The organism is Methylophilus sp. TWE2 (assembly GCF_001183865.1).
Lineage (GTDB): Bacteria > Pseudomonadota > Gammaproteobacteria > Burkholderiales > Methylophilaceae > Methylophilus.
On sequence record NZ_CP012020.1, the window covers coordinates 2,648,178 to 2,667,069 of the forward strand.

Sequence of the window (18,892 nt, forward strand, 5' to 3'; positions counted from 1 at the left end):
GATCTGCCTGGGCTTACACTGGCAACAGGGGTGCCGGCTTAAAGTACTCGCGCTGCTTGAGGAAGCCCACCGGCGCTTGGGCATCATTATCAAACGTGCAATATTCCCAGGCGGAATCATCGGCCAGCAGTGCTCGCAACAACTGGTTATTGAGGGCATGGCCGGACTTGAAAGCCGTAAACTGACCAATAATCGGATAGCCCAGGATGTAAAGATCGCCTATGGCGTCTAGCACCTTGTGTTTGGCGAACTCATCGTCGTAACGCAATCCGCCTCCATTCAATACCTTGTACTCATCGAGCACAATCGCATTATCCAGGCTACCACCTTTAGCCAGGCCATTCGCACGGAGGTACTCCACCTCGTGCATAAAACCAAAGGTACGTGCTCGGCTGATCTCGTCGACATAACTTTGGCTGTCGTAATCGATAGTGACTGTTTTACCAGAGAACTCGAACACAGGGTGTGCAAAATCAATGGTAAATTCGGCTTTAAAGCCATGATGCGGTGTAAATTTTGCCCATTTATCACCGTCTTGTACTTCTACCGGCTTGAGGATACGCACAAACTTTTTGGGCGCGTCCAACTCTGCCAGTCCGGCCGTTTGTAACAGATAGATAAACGGCCCCGAACTGCCATCCATGATGGGCACTTCAGCAGCCGTCAGCTCTATCAGTATATTGTCTACCCCCAGACCGGCGAGAGCAGACATTAAATGCTCCACGGTAGCAACGCGCGCACCTGAAAACTCTAGGGCGGAGCTCAGGCGGGTATCGTTCACTGCCGTCGGGGCGACCCGCATGGCAGGCGCATCGGGCAAATCGACACGCTGGAACACGACACCATGATCGGCGGGCGCAGGCTTGAGCGTCAGCGTGACTTTTTCACCGCTGTGCAGCCCAACGCCCGTGGCGCTGATCGTTTGTTTAAGCGTGCGTTGCTTTAACATGGTTTTCTCTGTATTAACTGATTGGCTCCATTATAAGCCAATCTCTTTAGTTACTAATCATTCGTCTGGCCAATCAAGGCTGGGCGATTAATCAGCCTGTTTACGCAAAAACGCTGGGATATCATATTCTTCAATCCCGGAGTTTTTCATGGCTTCTACCTGCGCGCGACGGCTGTTGCTGGTAAATACGGCTGGCTCATCTTCTTCTACTGTGTTGAAGATAGGCTGGTTAGTCGTCCCATCACGCAATGTTGTCATCACTTTCAGCTCTGGTTTGGCCTGGCGTTTGCCCAGTGAACCGTTCAAACCGGTCGCCACCATGGTCACACGCAGGTTGTCACCCATGCTTTCGTCCATGACGTTACCCACGATCACTGTGGCATCTTCTGCGGTGAATTCTTTGATGGTGTTCATCACATCATAGTATTCACGCATCTTGAAGCTGCCGCTGGCACTGATGTTGACCAGCACGCCACGCGCGTTCGCCAGGTTGACATCTTCCAGTAATGGGCTGGCAACCGCTTGTTCGGCCGCGATACGTGCCCGGTTAGGGCCGCTGGCTTCAGCAGAGCCCATCATCGCCATGCCCATTTCAGACATCACGGTACGTACGTCGGCAAAGTCGACGTTGACCAAGCCTGGGCAGTTGATGATCTCGGCAATGCCAGACACGGCATTATGCAATACATCGTTAGCGGCACGGTAAGCTTCCACCACGGTCACATCTTCACCCAATACGTCCATCAGCTTCTCGTTAGGGATAACGATAAGAGAGTCCACATATTGTGAAAGTTCTTCCAGGCCTTCTTGGGCAACCTTGGCGCGCTTGCCTTCGAATGAGAATGGCTTGGTCACCACAGCCACCGTCAGGATGCCCATTTCACGCGCGACTTCGGCAATGATAGGCGCAGCCCCGGTACCGGTACCACCACCCATGCCTGCTGTAATAAACAGCATGTCAGCGCCGTCTATGGTTTCAGCGATGCTGTCGCGGTCTTCCAATGCAGCTTCGCGGCCGATTTCAGGCTTGGCACCAGCGCCCAGGCCTTTGGTGATATCAGAACCAATTTGCAATACCACTTTTGCATGGCTCTTTTTCAGCGCCTGCATGTCTGTGTTGGCACAAATAAACTCTACGCCAGTCACGCTCTTGGTCATCATGTGCTCAACGGCGTTACCACCGCAACCACCGACACCAATCACCTTGATCACGGCGCCGTCATTCTCTTTATCAAAAATCTCAATCATACTAACCCTCCATTGCCTATTATTTGAGTGATTGGTTTGCCCCGCACACTCGCCCTAAAACATATAAAAAACGACCAAAATTAAAAGTTACCGGTAAACCAGCTCTTCATTCGTTCCAACAGTCTGCCAACTGACCCAGACTGCAAATTACCTACCATTTGTTTTTCTACCTGTTGCTTGGCCATGAGCAACAGGCCTATGCCGGTGGCATAACGTGGATTGCCCACGACCTCGGACAACCCTTCCACGCCCCTGGGCACGCCCAGGCGTACCGGGGTGTGGAAAATTTCTTCGCCCAGCTCAACCATGCCACGCATCTGTGCCGCGCCACCGGTAATCACAATGCCTGAGGCAATCATGGACTCCATGCCACTACGACGTAGCTCTTGCTGCACAAACTCGTAAATTTCTTCCACGCGGTCTTCAATCACCTCGGTCAATGCCTGGCAAGACAACTGACGCGGCTCACGGCCGTCGACTGCTGGCACTTCCACCACTTCACGCGGGTCCGCCAGCTGGCGCAAGGCACAGCCATGCTTGACCTTGATCTCTTCGGCCGATTGCGTCGGTGTGCGCAAGGCAACAGCGATGTCATTGGTGATCTGGTCACCGGCAATCGGGATGACCGCGGTATGGCGAATCGCGCCGTTCTTGAACACTGCCAGGTCCGTTGTACCGCCACCGATATCCACCAGACACACGCCCAGCTCTTTTTCATCATCGGTCAATACAGATTCGCTGGAGGCCAATGGCTGCAAGATGAGGTCGCTCACTTCGAGGCCACAACGTTTGATACACTTGATGATGTTTTGCGCTGCTGCAATGGCACCAGTGACAATATGCACGCGCACCTCAAGGCGGATGCCACTCATGCCCAGCGGCTCACGCACATCTTCCTGGCCATCAATAATGAATTCCTGGGTCAGGATATGCAGGATCTGCTGATCGGCTGGCAAGGCGATGGCACGTGCAGTTTCCACCACCCGGTCTATATCCATCTGTGAGACTTCGCTCTCCTTGATTTTCACCATGCCATGCGAATTCAGGCTCTTGACGTGGCTGCCCGCGATGCCTGAGTACACCGTGTTGATCTTGCAGTCGGCCATGAGCTCGACTTCTTCAATCGCACGCTGGATCGCCTGCATGGTGGAATCAATATTCACCACCACGCCTTTCTTCAAGCCACGGGAAGCATGCTGACCGACACCGATCACCTTCAACGTGCCTTCGGGCAGTATCTCAGCTGCAATGGCCACGACTTTGGAGGTGCCTATATCCAGGCCCACAATTAAATTTTTATCTTCTCTGACTCTACTCATGTTTCTTCCTTGACCTTTTTCTGGCAGTCTTATTTTCAGGCGCCACCACGTGGCATGCGCAATGCAAAACCATTCGGGTAGCGCAAATCGGCATAACGCCAGTCACTCTCTGCGATACTTGCCTGCTGGCGGTAAGCCGCCACAAACTGCTGTAATCGCTGCTTGGCCGCTTCACGACCCAGCATCATTTGTCGGCCATCGGCCGTTCTAATCTCCCAGGCGCGGCGTGAAGACAGGCTCAGCTGCTGAATTTCCAGCGGCGTCCCTGCCAGCATCTGCGCAAAACTGGCGTAACCCTGTGCCACTTCCTTGACGGCATCGCCAGGACCATAAAAGGTCGGCAACTGCGAATCTGACGCGGCCTGGAACAACTCGCCATGGCGATTGACCAAGGCAACCCCACCCCAGCGGCCCAATGCCTGGTGTTCCTCAATCTGCACGACTATTGTGTCCGGCCATTGGCGACGTACACTCACCTTGCGTGCCCACGGCAACTTCTCAAACGCAATGCGCGTACGCTGCAAGTCCAGCGTATAAAAATTACCTTTGAGGTACTTGCTGACAATCAACTGGATCTGTTCATGATTGACGTGATCCAGGTTACCTTCCACCTGCACCTGCTTGACCGGGAAGATAGGCAGGTGCAACACCACAAACAACAAGGCATAGAACAGCATCACCACTGCCAGTGAAAACAGCAGGTTGGCAATCCAGTTCAGCAATGTTGGCCTATCCCACATAGCTTCAATCGTCCTCTTTAAACGTTACCCAGTGTTTGTTGCAAAATTCGGATGACCAAAGCATCAAAATCCATGCCGGCTGCTTTAGCAGCCATCGGCACCAGGCTGTGGTCTGTCATACCCGGGCTGGTATTCACTTCCAGGAAGTAATGCTTACCTGCGTCATCCATCAAAAAGTCCACACGTCCCCAGCCTTGACAGCCCAAGACCTTGAACGCTTGCACCGCTTCGGCCTGTATCTGTTTTTCCTGCTCGGCAGATAAGCCGCAAGGGCACAAGTACTCAGTGTCATCACGCAGGTACTTGGCTTCGTAATCGTAATATTCGTTTTTAGGCACAATGCGCACGATGGGCAACGCAGTTTCACCCAGAATGCCGACCGTATATTCACCACCGCCGACAAACTGTTCGGCAATCACCAACGGGTCAGACTGCTTTGCCAGGTTGTAGGCGGCCATCAAATCGCCTGCCTGCTTGACCTTGCTCACGCCTATGCTGGAACCTTCATTGGCTGGTTTCACAAACAAGGGTAAACCCAATGCAGTCACCACATTCTCGGCGTGTGTGCTGTCATCCATGAGGACGTAGTTAGGGGTGGTCACACCTGCGGCGGTCCATAGCAACTTAGTGCGCCATTTGTCCATACCTAATGCCGAGGCCATCACGCCACTGCCGGTGTAAGGAATGCCCATCAGCTCCAGTGCGCCCTGGATAGTGCCGTCTTCACCATAGCGGCCATGCAAGGCAATAAAGGCACGGTCAAACTGCTTGAGCGCAGACAATTCTTGGCTGGCCGGATCAAACGCATGCGCATCGACGCCCTGGCGCTGCAAGGCCGCCAACACGGCAGAACCGCTTTTGAGCGACACTTCGCGTTCGCCGGAGCGACCACCGAACAACACGGCTACCTTGCCAAATTGAGACTGACTTGCACTCATGCTTGTAAAACACCTTCCCCAATGACTTTAACTTCTTGCACCAATGCCACGCCTTGTTTGGCGAGCACTGTGCTTTTCACCTGCTCGATCAAGGCTTCAATATCTGCTGCGCTGGCATGCCCCAGATTCACAATAAAGTTGGCATGCTTTTCTGAGACCTGCGCGCCACCGATGGTGAGACCTTTTAAGCCTGTAGCTTCAATCAGCCTGGCGGCAAAATCGCCTTCAGGATTCCTGAAGGTAGAGCCTGCACTCGGCATATTTAGTGGCTGGCTAGCCAACCGCTTTGCCAACAACTGTTTAATCTGTTCCGCAGAGGCCTTGCCATCGCCCGCAGGCACGGCAAACCAGCCACCCAAAAACCACTCATCCGCAGCCGGATGTACCACATGGCGGTAACTGGGCTGATATTCTGCCTTGGCGCGGATTTGCACAACCCCTGCACGGTTAATCGTCTTTACTTCATCCACCCATTGCCAGGTTTCGCCACCATAACAACCGGCATTCATCGCCAGCGCGCCGCCCACAGTGCCCGGAATGCCTGCCATAAACTCTGCGCCAACACGGTCTTGGCTAGCCGAAAAACGCGCCAGCTTGGCACAAGTCACGCCAGCATCTGCATAAATACGCTCACCTTGTATCTCTAGCGCTTGCAGCGCCTGATGCATGACCACGACCGTCCCACGCACACCGCCATCGCGTACCAGCAGATTGCTGCCCAAGCCAATAAAGGTCAGCGGCTCACTGGCCGACAATTGCTGCAAAAACTGCTGCAATGCTTGTACGCTGTCAGCCAGCACCAGCCGATCCGCAGGACCGCCAACGCGCCAGCTGGTATAGCGGGCCAACGGCTCGTTTTTAAGCACTTGCAAGCCGTCCGTTTTTAAACCCGTTGCACTCATGCGCTGGCCAACTCCCGTGTTTTGGCTGCCACACTGCCAATATTGCCGGCCCCCATCACCACCACCACATCGCCAGGCAACACACTCTCAAGAATGGTTGCAGGCAACTCTTCCGTGGTTTCTACAAACCGTGGCTCAACTTTGCCATTGACGCGGATGGCACGGATCAGGCTACGCGTATCCGCGGCCACAATCGGTGACTCACCGGCCGAATACACTTCGGTCAACAGCAGCGCATCCACGGTCGACAGCACTTTTACAAAATCTTCAAAGCAATCACGCGTCCGGGTATAACGATGTGGCTGAAAAGCCAGTACCAAACGTCTATCCGGGAAGGCGCCGCGCGCGGCTGCAATCACCGCCTGCATTTCAATCGGGTGATGGCCATAGTCATCTACCAGCGTGAAATGGCCGGGTTGCTGTCCGTTATTAGTCGGGATTTCACCGTAACGCTCAAAGCGACGGCCCACACCGCGGAACTCTGCCAGCGCCTTCAGGATGGCGGCATCCGGGACATTCAACTCGGTCGCAATCGCAATTGCCGCCAACGCATTCAACACATAGTGATGGCCTGGCAGGTTTAGCGTCACCTCGTTACGCACAGTCACGCCGTTTTTACGCACCAGCGTGAAATGCATTTTGCCGTTGTCAGCCACGATGTTTTCTGCGCGGATCGCTGCTTCCTCGTGCGTACCATAGGTCGTCACCGGACGCGTCACGCGCGGCAGGATTTCACGCACATTGGCGTCATCAATGCACAACACGGCCATGCCCCAGAAAGGAATCTGCTGCAAGAACTCCACAAACGCTGTTTTGAGTTTGTCAAAACTATGCTCATAGGTGTCCATGTGATCCTGGTCGATATTAGTCACCACCGCCATGATGGGGGTCAGGTGCAAGAAGGAGGCATCAGACTCATCGGCCTCCACCACGATCAACTCACCGGTACCCAAACGGGCATTGGCGCTGGCCGCTTCAAGCTTGCCGCCAATGACAAAGGTCGGATCCATATCGGCCTCGGCCAAAATACTGGCAATCAGGCTGGTCGTCGTCGTTTTTCCGTGCGTCCCTGCCACGGCAATGCCCTGCTTGAAGCGCATTAACTCGGCCAACATGACCGCACGTGGAATCACGGGCACTTTGCGCGCACGCGCCGCGATAATTTCAGGGTTCTCTTCATTGATCGCACTGGAGACCACCACTACATCCGCATTGCCAAGGTGCTCAGTCGCATGCCCTTGAAATACCGTGGCACCAAAACCTTGTAAACGCTTGGTAGTCGTGTTGCTCGCCAGGTCAGAACCACTCACCTCAAAACCAAGGTTGAGCAACACTTCGGCGATGCCGCTCATGCCTGAGCCGCCTATGCCGATAAAGTGGATCTTTTTGACTTTATGTTTCATGCTAACTTTCCTGTTGCCAGCTGCTGGCAAATCTCTGCAACCTGTTGCGTGGCTTGCGGCCTCGCCAGGGCACGTGCTTTTCTTGCCATCTCCAGGCAGGTGCTGCGATCAATCGTTTTTAAGGTATTTGCCAGTTGCGTCACATCCAGGTCACGCTGCTGGATCAGCAAGGCGGCCCCCGCCTGCTGCAAATACGCGGCATTGGTGGTCTGATGGTCGTCCACAGCAAACGGGAACGGCACCAGGATGCTGGCCGCGCCTACATTGGCCAGTTCTGCCACAGTGAGTGCGCCCGCGCGGCAAATCACCAAATCTGCCCAGGCATACACTTCAGCCATGTCATGAATAAAGGCCCGGCAATCGGCCGCGACACCGGCTTCTGCATAGTTCTTTTTAAGCGCCTCAATCTGCTTTTCACCGGCCTGGTGAATAATCTGCGGGCGCGTATTGACCGGCAACTGTGCGAACGCCTGTGGCAACAAAGTGTTCAACGCCACGGCACCCAGACTGCCACCCACCACCAATACGCGTAACACGCCGTGATGTTCGGCAAACCGCTGATCTGGCGTGGGCAGGGTTGTGATGACTTCACGCACCGGGTTACCCACCATTTCCCCCTTGTTGCCCAAGGCTTTGGGGAATCCAGTCAACACACGGTTAGCTATCTTGGACAGCACTTTATTGGTCAGGCCTGCGATGGAGTTCTGCTCGTGAATCACCAGTGGCACACCCGCCAGCTTGGCCATCACGCCGCCCGGAAACGCCGCAAAACCACCCATCCCCAGCACAACATCTGGACGGTGCTGGCCGATGGCCGCACGTGCTTGTGTAAAGGCGCGCGCCAGTTTCACCGGCAAAGTCAGCCAGCCCATCAAGCCTTTGCCTCGCACACCTTGCATGGTCATCATGGCCTTGTCATATGGCTTGTCTGCAATCAGATGATTTTCCATGCCGCCCGCAGTTGCCAGCCAGACAATCTTCCAGCCTTGCGCATGCAAGACATCAGCCACCGCGATCGCAGGGTAGACATGGCCACCGGTGCCGCCCGCCATCACCATGAGTGTGTATTGGCTGCTCATGTCTGCAAGCCTTTCTGCAACCGGCGGTTCTCAAAGTCGATGCGCAATAAGACTGACAAGGCGATGCAATTGGCCAAAATACCGCTACCGCCGTAAGACAGCAGTGGCAGGGTCAAACCCTTGGTTGGCAGCAAGCCCATGTTCACGCCCATATTGATAAAGCCCTGCACCCCCATCCACACACCAATGCCCTGGGCCAGTAAGGCAGAGTAATAACGCTCATTGGCGACGGCCTCTTTGGCAATGCTGAACGCGCGGATCACCAGCCAGGCGAATAGCAATACCACCACCAGCACGCCGACATACCCCAGCTCTTCGGCCACCACCGCCAGCAGGAAGTCGGTATGGGCTTCCGGCAGGTATAACAATTTCTCTACGCTGCCACCCAGACCCACACCCCAGAATTCACCCCGGCCAAACGCGATCAAGGCATGCGACAACTGGTAACCAGTATCAAATGGGTCATCAAACGGATTCAGGAACCCTTTCATACGTTCCAGACGGTAGGGCTCCATCACGACCAGGCCAATCACTGCCAATGGCAGGGCAGCCAGCATGGCCAGGAATACTTTGAGGTTCACGCCACCCAGCCACATAATGGAAAACGCAATGGAGGCGGTCACAGCAAAGGCACCGAAATCCGGCTCTTTAAGCAGCAAGACACCGACAAACACCATGACGCCCAGCATCGGCAAGAAGCCTTTTTTAAAGCTGTGCATATTACTGGCCTTGCGCACGGCATAATCGGAGGCGTACATGGCAATAAACAGCTTCATGAGTTCGGAAGGTTGCAGGTTCATAACCAGCAATGAAATCCAGCGGCGGCTGCCGTTCACCACTTTGCCTATGCCGGGAATCAAGACCAGGATGAGCAGCACAATGCCCATGATGAACAGGTAAGGCGACATTTTTTGCCACCAGGCCATGGGAATCTGGAACACCACCACGGCGGCGACCAGGCCAATGCCGATATACAGCGCCTGACGCATCAGGAAGTAGGTACTGTTATGGCCAAACATCTTGCTGGAATCCGCGTAAGCAATGGAGGCGGAATACACCATCACCATGCCAAACGCCAACAAGCACAATACCACCCATAACAACGACGCATCGTAACTGGGCGAGTTGTAGCGCTCACGGTTCATCATTAGTGGCCCAAGCATGCGGCCTCCAGTGCTTTCACAGCATCCACAAACACCTGTGCCCTGTGTTCGTAATTGCGGAACATATCAAAACTGGCGCAGGCCGGTGATAACAGCACGGCGTCGCCTGGCTCAGCCAGGGTTTTGGCGATGTGCACAGCAGCAGTAAGATCCACTGCATCCACTACCGGCAATTGCAAATTGTGCAAAATCTGCTGAATTTTTGGTCCATCGCGGCCGATCAACACCACGGCCCTGGCATGGTTCAATACTGCTTCGCGCAAGGGGTTGAAGTCTTGGCCCTTGCCGTCACCGCCAGCAATCAAAACCACTTTTTGCGGTTTGCCTTGCTTGAGCATACCGCTGATGGCGGCACAGGTGGCACCGACATTGGTGCCTTTTGAGTCATCGTAAAAATCCACATCATCGATATTGGCCACCCACTCCACGCGGTGCGGCAAACCGGCAAAAGACTGCACCGTATGCAGGATAGAGACTTTGTCGATGCCGATGGCTTGTGTGAGTGCAATTGCCGCCAGCGCATTGGCGATATTGTGTTTGCCACGGATCTGCAGACTGTCGGCTTCAATATAGTGCCGATTGCCGGCACATAACCAGCCTGCATCGTTCAGTCCGTAATCGTTGATGGTTGGCGAAGGATTCACGCCAAAGGAGACTTGCGGCATCTGACCAGCCAGTACTGCACTTGCTGAATCATCACGATTCACGATGGCAATACGGGCATTCTGGTAAATCCGCGCCTTGGCTTGCCCGTAATCGTGCATGCCGTCATACCTGTCCATATGATCTTCTGACAGATTAAGGATAGTCGCAGCATCGACCTGTAAATTGTGGGTGGTTTCAAGCTGGAAGCTGGACAGCTCAAGCACATACACATCAGGCGCCGTCATTTGCAAGGTGTCCAGCACCGGCAGGCCGATATTACCCGCGACAATGGTATTCAGGCCTGCCTGTTTGCAGATTTCGCCAACTAATGAGGTCACCGTCGTTTTACCATTGGAGCCCGTAATGGCAATCACCTTGGCGTACGGTGCGCGGAAGCGTGCAAACAGTTCCACATCACCCACCACACTCTTGCCCTGTGCCATCAACTCGACAATGACAGGCTCTTTTAATGAGACCCCAGGGCTAGCCACAATCATGTCCATTAACGCCAATAAAGAGGGATTGAACGGACCGAGATGGTATTCCACATCTGGAAACTCTTCATGCAGGCGATCAAGGTTCGATGGATGCAGGCGCGAATCAAACATGACCACTTGCGCATCCATCTGGCGCAGCCAGCGCAACGCTGAGAAGCCGGTGTCACCCAGTCCCAGTACGGCTATACGCTGTTGTTCAAAGTGTTTTTTCATGTGTTGACCCAACGAGTGATCCCGTGTTTTATCTCAGTTTCAGGGTGGATAAGCCCACCAGCACCAGCATCATGGTGATAATCCAGAAACGCACAACGACTTGTGTCTCTTTCCAGCCTTTTTGTTCATAGTGATGGTGCAGGGGCGCCATCAGGAAAATGCGCTTGCCTGTACCGGTCATTTTTTTGGTGTATTTGAAATACAGCACCTGCGCTGCCACTGAGAAAGTCTCGATCACAAACACGCCACCCATGATGAACAGCACGATTTCCTGGCGCACAATCACGGCCACCACGCCCAACGCAGCCCCTAATGCCAGTGCTCCCACATCGCCCATGAACACTTCTGCCGGATAGGCGTTAAACCACAGGAAACCAAGGCCTGCACCCGCCATGGCCGCACAAAACACCATCAACTCACTGGCACCAGCCACATATGGAATGCCCAGATATTTTGAAAAGACTGCATGCCCAGCGACATAGGAGAAAATGGCAAGAGCACTTCCTACCAATACCGTTGGTAGTGTCGCCAGGCCGTCCAGGCCATCGGTCAGGTTGACGGCGTTGCTACTGCCCACAATCACCAGATAGGTCAATACGATGAAACCCACGGCACCCAGTGGGAACACCAGATGTTTGAAAAAAGGCACAATCAGCGTGGTTTCAACCGGCGTCGTGGCGGTGGCGTAGAGAAAACCGGCTACACCGAAACCGATCAGGCTTTGCCAGAAATATTTTTCCTTGGCAGACAAGCCCTTAGGATTTTTGTATACGACCTTACGGTAATCATCGACCCAACCCACCGCACCAAAACCCAATGTAGTGACCAGTACGACCCAGACAAAACGGTTATGCAGATTGCCCCACAACAAGGTAGAAATAGCGATAGCCACCAAGATCAGTGCGCCCCCCATGGTCGGTGTCCCAGCCTTGACCAAATGCGTCTGCGGCCCATCATCGCGCACGGACTGACCAACCTTGTATTCCGTCAGCTTGCGTATCATGCCAGGCCCGACCAGGAATGAAATTGCCAGTGCAGTCAGTGTCGCCAGGACAGCACGCAAGGTGATGTAATTGAATACATGAAATCCATGGATATCTACTGCCAGCCATTTCGCCAGTTCAAGTAACATAAGCTTCCCTATTTCCCCACTGATTCAGTGGTTTGCGACCCAACCAAGGCATTGACCACACGCTCCATTTGCATAAAGCGCGAGCCCTTCACCAATACCACGTCTTTTGTTGTTATTTCCGCCTGCAAGGCAGCCACTAGATCCTCCACGGAGGCAAAGTGTCGCGCTGATCCGCCAAAGGCTTGCACCGCTGCCTGCGTCAATTTACCCAAGGCATACATCCTGCCTATGCCACTGTCTTTGGCATAATGGCCAATTTGCGCATGCATGGCCTCGGCATCTGTGCCCAACTCACCCATATCACCCATCACAAACACCGTGTTTGCGCCTGCGTTTTTCAATACATCCAACGCCGCTTTCATGGAGTCCGGATTCGCGTTGTAAGTGTCGTCTATCAGTGTTGCTCCAGTAGCGGCTGTTTTCTGCTGCAACCGCCCCTTCACGCCGCCAAATCCCTGCAAGCCCTGCGCCACTTCCACCAGGCTAGCGCCTGCAGCCAGGCTGGCTGCTGCTGCGGCCAACGCATTCATGATGTTATGTGTGCCAGGCACAGCCAGCGTCAATTTCGCCTCTTCTGCCTGATAGTGCAGTTTGAAACTGGATGCCACATCCAATACTTCACCTCGCACATCAGCAGCAGGGTGCAAGCCAAATGTCAGCACCTTGCGCCCGGCATTCAAGCCACGCCAGTAATCAGCAAACTCGCTATCAGCATTGATTACCGCGATACCGTCATGACCCAATCCGGCAAAAATCTCGCCTTTGGCCTTGGCGATATTTTCACGTGAGCCAAGCTCGCCAATATGCGCCGTTCCGGCATTGTTAATCACCGCGACATCTGGCCGCGCCAGGCGCGTCAGGTAATCAATCTCGCCGAGGTGGTTCATGCCCATTTCGATCACGGCACAACGGTGCGCCGGGCGTAAACGCAACAAGGTCAGTGGCATGCCGATGTCGTTATTAAAATTACCGGCAGTGGCTAGTACATTGTCCGCACCACCCACATGCACCTGCATAATGGCGCTGATCATTTCCTTGGTGGTGGTTTTACCATTACTCCCAGTCACAGCAATCAGCGGCAATGCGCGTTGCTGACGCCACCAGCTGGATAATTGGCCCAATGCCAGACGTGTATCTTTCACCAGCACGGTTGGTAAAGCAGTTTCAACAGGCTTGCTCACCAGCGCAGCCACCGCACCCTGCACAGCAACCTGCGGCAGGAAATCGTGGCCATCAAATTTTTCGCCAGGCAAGGCAACAAATAGCTGTCCCGGTTGCACGCGATGGCTATCGGTGTCGACCGAAGTCACAACGGCGTCGCCTCCCTGCATGATGCCTTGCAATACCTCAGCGATTGTCTGTAGTGAGATCATGCGGGCACCTTCTGACTGAATGTATTCTGATTCAATGCACTTTTTTTCAATGCGTTTTGCACCCACTCGGCATCACTGAACGGATATCTAATTCCCTGGATTTCCTGATAGTCCTCGTGGCCTTTACCAGCAACCAACACCACATCTCCTTTTGCTGCCTGGCTGATGGCAAGTGCAATCGCTTTGGCCCTATCTGTTTCTATTTCCACATCCCGTGTCATGCCCTCTGCAATGGCAGCAATAATCGCGTAGGGATTCTCAGAGCGTGGATTGTCGTTGGTTACAATCACGGTATCAGCCAGTTCGTCGGCAATACGGCCCATTTCACTGCGTTTGCCCGCATCGCGGTCACCGCCACAACCGAATACGCAGAGCAATCTGCCACGCGCCTGGATACGCAAAGTGTGTAAAGCCTTTTCCAATGCGTCTGGCGTGTGGGCATAATCGACCACTACCAGCGGTAAATCCCCCCCACCAAACATCTGCATACGACCAGCGACTGGGACCAGACCAGAGACTGCCTGCAACGCCGCTGGCAAAGCCACATCATTCGCAAGCAGGCTGGTCAGCACTGCCAGCGCGTTATACACATTGAACTGTCCCAGGGCATGCAACTGGATATCGCCACGGCCTTGCGCCGTGCGCACCTGGATTTCAAAACCCGTGGCATGCATGGTAACGGCAGTAGCACAGACATCAGCTTCCTGGTGCAAGCCATAACTCAACACTTTTTTGCCCTGCTTGCGCAGCGCATCGATCAAGCTCAGGCCAAAGGTATCATCCGCATTAACGACAGAAGCAGAGAGGGTTTGCCAGTCAAACAGTTTGCGCTTGGCTGCTTGGTAAGCCTCCATCGTCTGGTGGTAATCAAGGTGGTCACGCGTCAGGTTAGTGAACACAGCCACATCAAAAGCAACGCCATTGACTCGACCCTGGTCCAGGCCATGTGAAGACACCTCCATCGCCACCATGCGCACTTCATCCAGTACGAAGGTAGCCAGCAACTTTTGTAATTCCACCGGCCCTGGCGTGGTGTTCTGGGTTGGCTGCAAATCATCCAATGCCCCGTTACCCAGCGTGCCAATCACGGCCGATTTTTGCTGCAGGAAGCGGTAGGCTTGCGCCAGCCAATGGGTGACTGTTGTTTTACCGTTAGTGCCCGTGACACCCACGCACCACAGCTGTTCGGAAGGATCCTTATAAAACTGGCTGGCAATATGCCCAACTTGCGACTTGAGGTTAGGGATGGCGATATTGTGCACCGTCCATTCCGGGTTCCAGTCAAATCCCTGGCTGTCCCAGATCACGGTATTCACCCCTTTGGCGATGGCGTCTTCAATATAGTCGCGGCCATCGCTGTGCTGTCCTGGATAGGCCAGGAACAAGCCATGCTTTTCCACCTGGCGGCTGTCTGCCGTAATGCCGTGCACGGGCGCTGGAATAATGTATTTACTCACATCGCCTCCTTCACTTCAGCCGCATCAGCAGGGGTTGCGATTGGCAATGCATTGCCATCCTGCGGAATCACCAGCATACGCAACACATCGTTCATGACCGCACTAAACACCGGCGCCGCCACGCTGCCGCCGTAATATTCGCCATTGTTAGGCTCATCTATCATCACCGCCATGATCAGGCGTGGATTGGAAGCCGGCACCATACCGACAAAGGAACCCACGTATTTATCATGCTCGTATCCACTCGCACCCAACTTGTGCGCTGTTCCTGTCTTACCTGCCACACGATAGCCTGTGACTTGCGCTTTCAGTGCGGTACCACCCGGTTGCACCACCAGTTCCAGCATATCCTTGACTGCGTTGGCAACCTTGGCTGAGAACACCTGGCGCCCCACTGGCGGCTCAGGCAGCTTGGTCAGCGTGACGGGCAACAGCTCACCCTCATTAGCAAACACGGTGTAGGCGCGCGCCAATTGCAGCAAGGTCACGCTGATGCCGTGACCGTAAGACATGGTGGCCTGCTCAATGGGGCGCCAAGTTTTATAATCGCGCACTTTGCCAGAAGCCTCACCCGGGAAACCAATTTTGGTGGGTGTGCCAAAACCCAGTTGCACATAGGTATTCCACAACTGCTCGCGATTCAGGTCGAGCGCCATTTTGGCCGAACCGACATTGGATGACTTTTGAATCACTTGCGATACGCTTAACACCTGATTTGGGTGTGCGTCGTGTATGGTCGCCGAGCCTATGCGCAGGTAACCTGGTGCCGTCTGAATCTTGGTATCGGGCTGGTAAGGGCCGAACTCCATGGCCGCCGCCGCAGTCACCGGCTTCATGGTGGAGCCCGGCTCAAAAATATTGACGATGGCAGAGTTGCGCAATTTGCTGGCAACATTCACCGGATTGTTCGGGTTGTAAGTGGGAATATTGACCAAGGCCAGGACTTCGCCTGTTTTGGCATCCAGCACGACAGCGGCGCCTGCCTTGGCCTTGTGCTTTTCAACTGCACGGGACAATTCACGGTGGACCACATATTGCACGGTCCGGTCTATGCTCAACACCAGGTCCTGACCGTCATGGGGCAATTTCACGGCGACCAGATCTTCTACCACATGCCCCTTGCGGTCACGCACAAAGTCGCGTTTGCCTGGCGTACCAGACAGCACATTGTTGCGGTACAGCTCCATGCCTTCTACGCCTGTGTCATCGACACCCGTGAAACCGACGATATGCGCCGCCACTTCTGCCGCAGGGTAGAAGCGTTTGTATTCTTTCTGACTGAATACGCCGGGCACTTTCATCGCCATCACCTGTTTTGCCACATCGGGCGCCACTCTCCGTTTGATATACACAAATTCTTTTTTCTTTTGCTGCACTTTTTGCTGCAGCTCTTTTGCTGGCATGTCCAGCAATTTAGCCATCTGTTTCAGTTGAACCGGCGATATTTGCACGTCGGTCGGGTTCACCCATAACGACTCCACCGGCAGGCTGATGGCCAATGGCTTGAAGTGTCGGTCATAAATCTTGCCTCTGTGCGGCATTAGCACTACTTTGCGCCGTGAGAAAGCTTCACCCTTTTTAATCAGGTAATCCTTATGCAGGGTTTGCAGGTAGAACCCGCGCCCCAGCAGCAGGCCAAAACTCAACAGCAGCAACACCAGCAGCGTCCTGCGCCGCCAGGCCGGCAGCTTCACCAGCTTGTGTTGACTCTCTTTAAGCAGCATGACCATTTTTATGCAACTCCACACTCAAGGTGCAGGTGGAACATCCACCATGATCACCTGTGTTTGCTGCATGCTCGGGCTATGCATATGCAAACGAGTGGTCGCAAAGTCTTCCAGCCGCGAATGCATGGCCCAGGTACTTTGCTCAATCTGTAACTGGTCATATTCGGTCATATACTGCTTGGTCAGCATTTCCTGCCTGTCCAGCTCAAAATACAATTTGCGCGCCTTGTATTGCGCAGTCACCACGCCCAACGCCATGGCGATAGTCACTGCAAACAAAATCAAATTCAGGCGCAGCATAAATTAGCTCTATTGCACAATGGTGCGCTCAGCCACACGCAGCACCGCGCTACGTGAACGGACATTGGCGGCGACTTCTGCCTTGCTCGGCTTAATCGTTTTACCGACCGAGACCAGGCGCGGCTGCGGTAAATCCTTGGCGCGCACGGGCAGTCCTGCAGGCAGATTGTCCCGGTCCTCCTCAGACTGGATAAAGCGCTTGACGATACGGTCTTCCAGCGAATGAAAGCTGATCACCGCCAACCGGCCTTGCGGCCGCAGCAGGCGCAAACAATCCGGCATCACTAGCGAGAGTTCCTCAAGCTCTTGATTGACGAAAATCCGTAGAGCCTGAAATGTGCGCGTTGCAGGGTTCTGGCCCGGCTCATTCTTGGGGATGGCGCCTGCCACGACCTTGGCAAGTTGCCCTGTAGTGGTGATGGGACGCCCATCTTCGCGCTCCTTAACAATCGCCCTTGCAACCTGCTTAGCAAACCGTTCTTCACCATAATCCCTTATCACCTCAACCAATTGCTTCTCTGAAATAGCGGCCAACCACTCTGCGGCAGTCTGCCCCCGGCTTTGATCCATACGCATATCCAGCGGCCCGTCAAAACGGAAGCTGAATCCGCGCTCACCTTCATCAATCTGCGGCGACGAAATACCCAAGTCGAGCAAAATGCCATCCACCGCCTGCACACCCAACTCCGCCAAAACAGTAGCCATCGATGAAAAGTGTGCGTGCACCATGCTAAAACGCGCATCTGCAATCGCTTGCCCATGCGCCACCGCCGCCAGATCCCGGTCCAGGCCGATCAGGCGACCTTGACTACCCAATTTGGAAAGGATGAGCCGGCTATGGCCGCCGCGACCGAAGGTGCCATCGACATAAATGCCATCAGCCCGCACGTTTAATGCCTCTACCGCCTCATTGAGCAATACGGTGATATGACTGGCGGCGACTGGTGACACTGACGTTTCCGTCAAGGACGCGGGCGCTGACTTCGCGCCCCGCGTCATAGCGAGAATCCTTCTAGCTCTTGCGGAATCTGTAGCTGGTCAGCCGCCATCAGGCTCTCCAATTGCTGATCCCATGCGGCGACATCCCATAGTTCAAAATGACTACCTTGCCCGACCATCATCACGTCCTTGTCGAGCTTGGCAAACTTGCGCAGCACGGCATTCACCAGCAAGCGGCCAGCAGAATCCAGATGCATCACATCTGCCTGGCCCACGATCATGCGTTGAATACCACTGGTTTGAGGATTAAAACTGGACAAACTGGTCAGCTTGGTTTCAATCGGCTCCCAAGCTGCTTGCGGATAAAGAATCAGGCAACGATGGGGATGCGCTGTCAGCACCACTTCACCTTGCCCGCCTGCGGTCAGGGCGTCACGGTGCTTGGCCGGCACACTGAGCCGCCCCTTTGCATCCAAACTTAACTGTACCGCCCCACGAAACATGATTTATCGTTCCCACAACCCGTTTTTGATTAAAAATGGAAAAAATTTCCCACAATTCAACACAAAACCACCCTTTTGCACACTATAGATAAAAAAAAAGTGCTTGGCAAGCACTTTGGATGAAAAAATCTCTTTTAAAGACAATGACTTAGGTCATTTTAACAAAGCAATTCAAATCAATAGATTGGCGCAATAAACACATAAAGTTGTTTAATAAAAATAGATATCTCATTGAAATTATTGAATAATTAAAAAACGTTATTTTTTGATGATTTTTTACGCAAAAAACCGGTCCATTTCATCATGCCTATTTCTCTCAACCACCTATGACTATAAAGCTTTCCCCGCGACTGAAATTCCTACTC

At 53.9% G+C, this 18,892-nt stretch carries 17 protein-coding genes; all 17 read right to left on the reverse strand.

Annotated elements, in window-relative coordinates:
• Window positions 1-13: 13 nt before the first annotated feature.
• Window positions 14-949 carry a UDP-3-O-acyl-N-acetylglucosamine deacetylase gene (gene lpxC / locus ACJ67_RS12475; RefSeq protein ID WP_049639349.1) on the reverse strand — a complete coding sequence of 312 codons (936 nt, stop codon included), beginning with the start codon at window positions 947-949 and terminating at the stop codon, window positions 14-16.
• A gap of 87 nt (window positions 950-1,036) precedes the next feature.
• On the reverse strand, window positions 1,037-2,197 hold the full coding sequence (ftsZ, locus tag ACJ67_RS12480) for a cell division protein FtsZ (protein WP_049639350.1): 1,161 nt from the start codon (window positions 2,195-2,197) through the stop codon (window positions 1,037-1,039).
• Window positions 2,198-2,277: 80 nt separating this feature from the next.
• Window positions 2,278-3,516, reverse strand: coding sequence for a cell division protein FtsA (gene ftsA, locus ACJ67_RS12485; RefSeq protein WP_018987364.1), 1,239 nt, complete (start codon window positions 3,514-3,516; stop codon window positions 2,278-2,280).
• A 35-nt stretch (window positions 3,517-3,551) separates the two neighbouring features.
• On the reverse strand, window positions 3,552-4,256 hold the full coding sequence (locus ACJ67_RS12490; RefSeq protein WP_049639351.1) for a cell division protein FtsQ/DivIB: 705 nt from the start codon (window positions 4,254-4,256) through the stop codon (window positions 3,552-3,554).
• Window positions 4,257-4,273: 17 nt separating this feature from the next.
• Complete coding sequence (locus tag ACJ67_RS12495) at window positions 4,274-5,194, reverse strand: D-alanine--D-alanine ligase (RefSeq protein WP_049639352.1); 921 nt, start codon at window positions 5,192-5,194, stop codon at window positions 4,274-4,276.
• Window positions 5,191-6,096 (reverse strand): UDP-N-acetylmuramate dehydrogenase, encoded by a 906-nt coding sequence (gene murB, locus ACJ67_RS12500; RefSeq protein ID WP_049639353.1) that lies wholly within the window; start codon window positions 6,094-6,096, stop codon window positions 5,191-5,193. The genes ACJ67_RS12495 and murB overlap by 4 nt, the downstream gene beginning before the upstream one ends.
• Window positions 6,093-7,499, reverse strand: a complete 1,407-nt coding sequence (murC, locus tag ACJ67_RS12505) for a UDP-N-acetylmuramate--L-alanine ligase (RefSeq protein WP_049639354.1) — start codon at window positions 7,497-7,499, stop codon at window positions 6,093-6,095. The genes murB and murC overlap by 4 nt, the downstream gene beginning before the upstream one ends.
• Complete coding sequence (murG, locus tag ACJ67_RS12510; RefSeq protein ID WP_049639355.1) at window positions 7,496-8,578, reverse strand: undecaprenyldiphospho-muramoylpentapeptide beta-N-acetylglucosaminyltransferase; 1,083 nt, start codon at window positions 8,576-8,578, stop codon at window positions 7,496-7,498. Before murG ends, murC begins: the two co-directional genes overlap by 4 nt.
• The gene (ftsW, locus tag ACJ67_RS12515) at window positions 8,575-9,741 is read right to left on the reverse strand and encodes a putative lipid II flippase FtsW (protein WP_082164045.1); all 1,167 of its coding nucleotides are present in this window, start codon (window positions 9,739-9,741) and stop codon (window positions 8,575-8,577) included. Before ftsW ends, murG begins: the two co-directional genes overlap by 4 nt.
• Complete coding sequence (gene murD / locus ACJ67_RS12520) at window positions 9,726-11,096, reverse strand: UDP-N-acetylmuramoyl-L-alanine--D-glutamate ligase (RefSeq protein ID WP_049639357.1); 1,371 nt, start codon at window positions 11,094-11,096, stop codon at window positions 9,726-9,728. Before murD ends, ftsW begins: the two co-directional genes overlap by 16 nt.
• 28 nt (window positions 11,097-11,124) lie before the next feature.
• A complete protein-coding gene (gene mraY / locus ACJ67_RS12525; protein ID WP_049639358.1) occupies window positions 11,125-12,228 on the reverse strand; it encodes a phospho-N-acetylmuramoyl-pentapeptide-transferase in 1,104 nt (367 codons plus the stop codon).
• Between the two features lie 8 nt (window positions 12,229-12,236).
• Window positions 12,237-13,601, reverse strand: a complete 1,365-nt coding sequence (gene murF, locus ACJ67_RS12530) for a UDP-N-acetylmuramoyl-tripeptide--D-alanyl-D-alanine ligase (RefSeq protein ID WP_049639359.1) — start codon at window positions 13,599-13,601, stop codon at window positions 12,237-12,239.
• The gene (locus tag ACJ67_RS12535) at window positions 13,598-15,058 is read right to left on the reverse strand and encodes a UDP-N-acetylmuramoyl-L-alanyl-D-glutamate--2,6-diaminopimelate ligase (RefSeq protein ID WP_049639360.1); all 1,461 of its coding nucleotides are present in this window, start codon (window positions 15,056-15,058) and stop codon (window positions 13,598-13,600) included. Before ACJ67_RS12535 ends, murF begins: the two co-directional genes overlap by 4 nt.
• Complete coding sequence (locus tag ACJ67_RS12540; RefSeq protein WP_272227272.1) at window positions 15,055-16,782, reverse strand: penicillin-binding protein 2; 1,728 nt, start codon at window positions 16,780-16,782, stop codon at window positions 15,055-15,057. The genes ACJ67_RS12535 and ACJ67_RS12540 overlap by 4 nt, the downstream gene beginning before the upstream one ends.
• Before the next feature lie 24 nt (window positions 16,783-16,806).
• On the reverse strand, window positions 16,807-17,085 hold the full coding sequence (gene ftsL, locus ACJ67_RS12545; RefSeq protein ID WP_049639362.1) for a cell division protein FtsL: 279 nt from the start codon (window positions 17,083-17,085) through the stop codon (window positions 16,807-16,809).
• Window positions 17,086-17,094: 9 nt separating this feature from the next.
• Entirely contained in the window at window positions 17,095-18,084 is a 990-nt protein-coding gene (gene rsmH / locus ACJ67_RS12550) for a 16S rRNA (cytosine(1402)-N(4))-methyltransferase RsmH (RefSeq protein WP_049639363.1), read from the reverse strand.
• Window positions 18,081-18,527, reverse strand: coding sequence for a division/cell wall cluster transcriptional repressor MraZ (mraZ, locus tag ACJ67_RS12555; RefSeq protein ID WP_018987378.1), 447 nt, complete (start codon window positions 18,525-18,527; stop codon window positions 18,081-18,083). The genes rsmH and mraZ overlap by 4 nt, the downstream gene beginning before the upstream one ends.
• Window positions 18,528-18,892 lie beyond the last annotated feature (365 nt).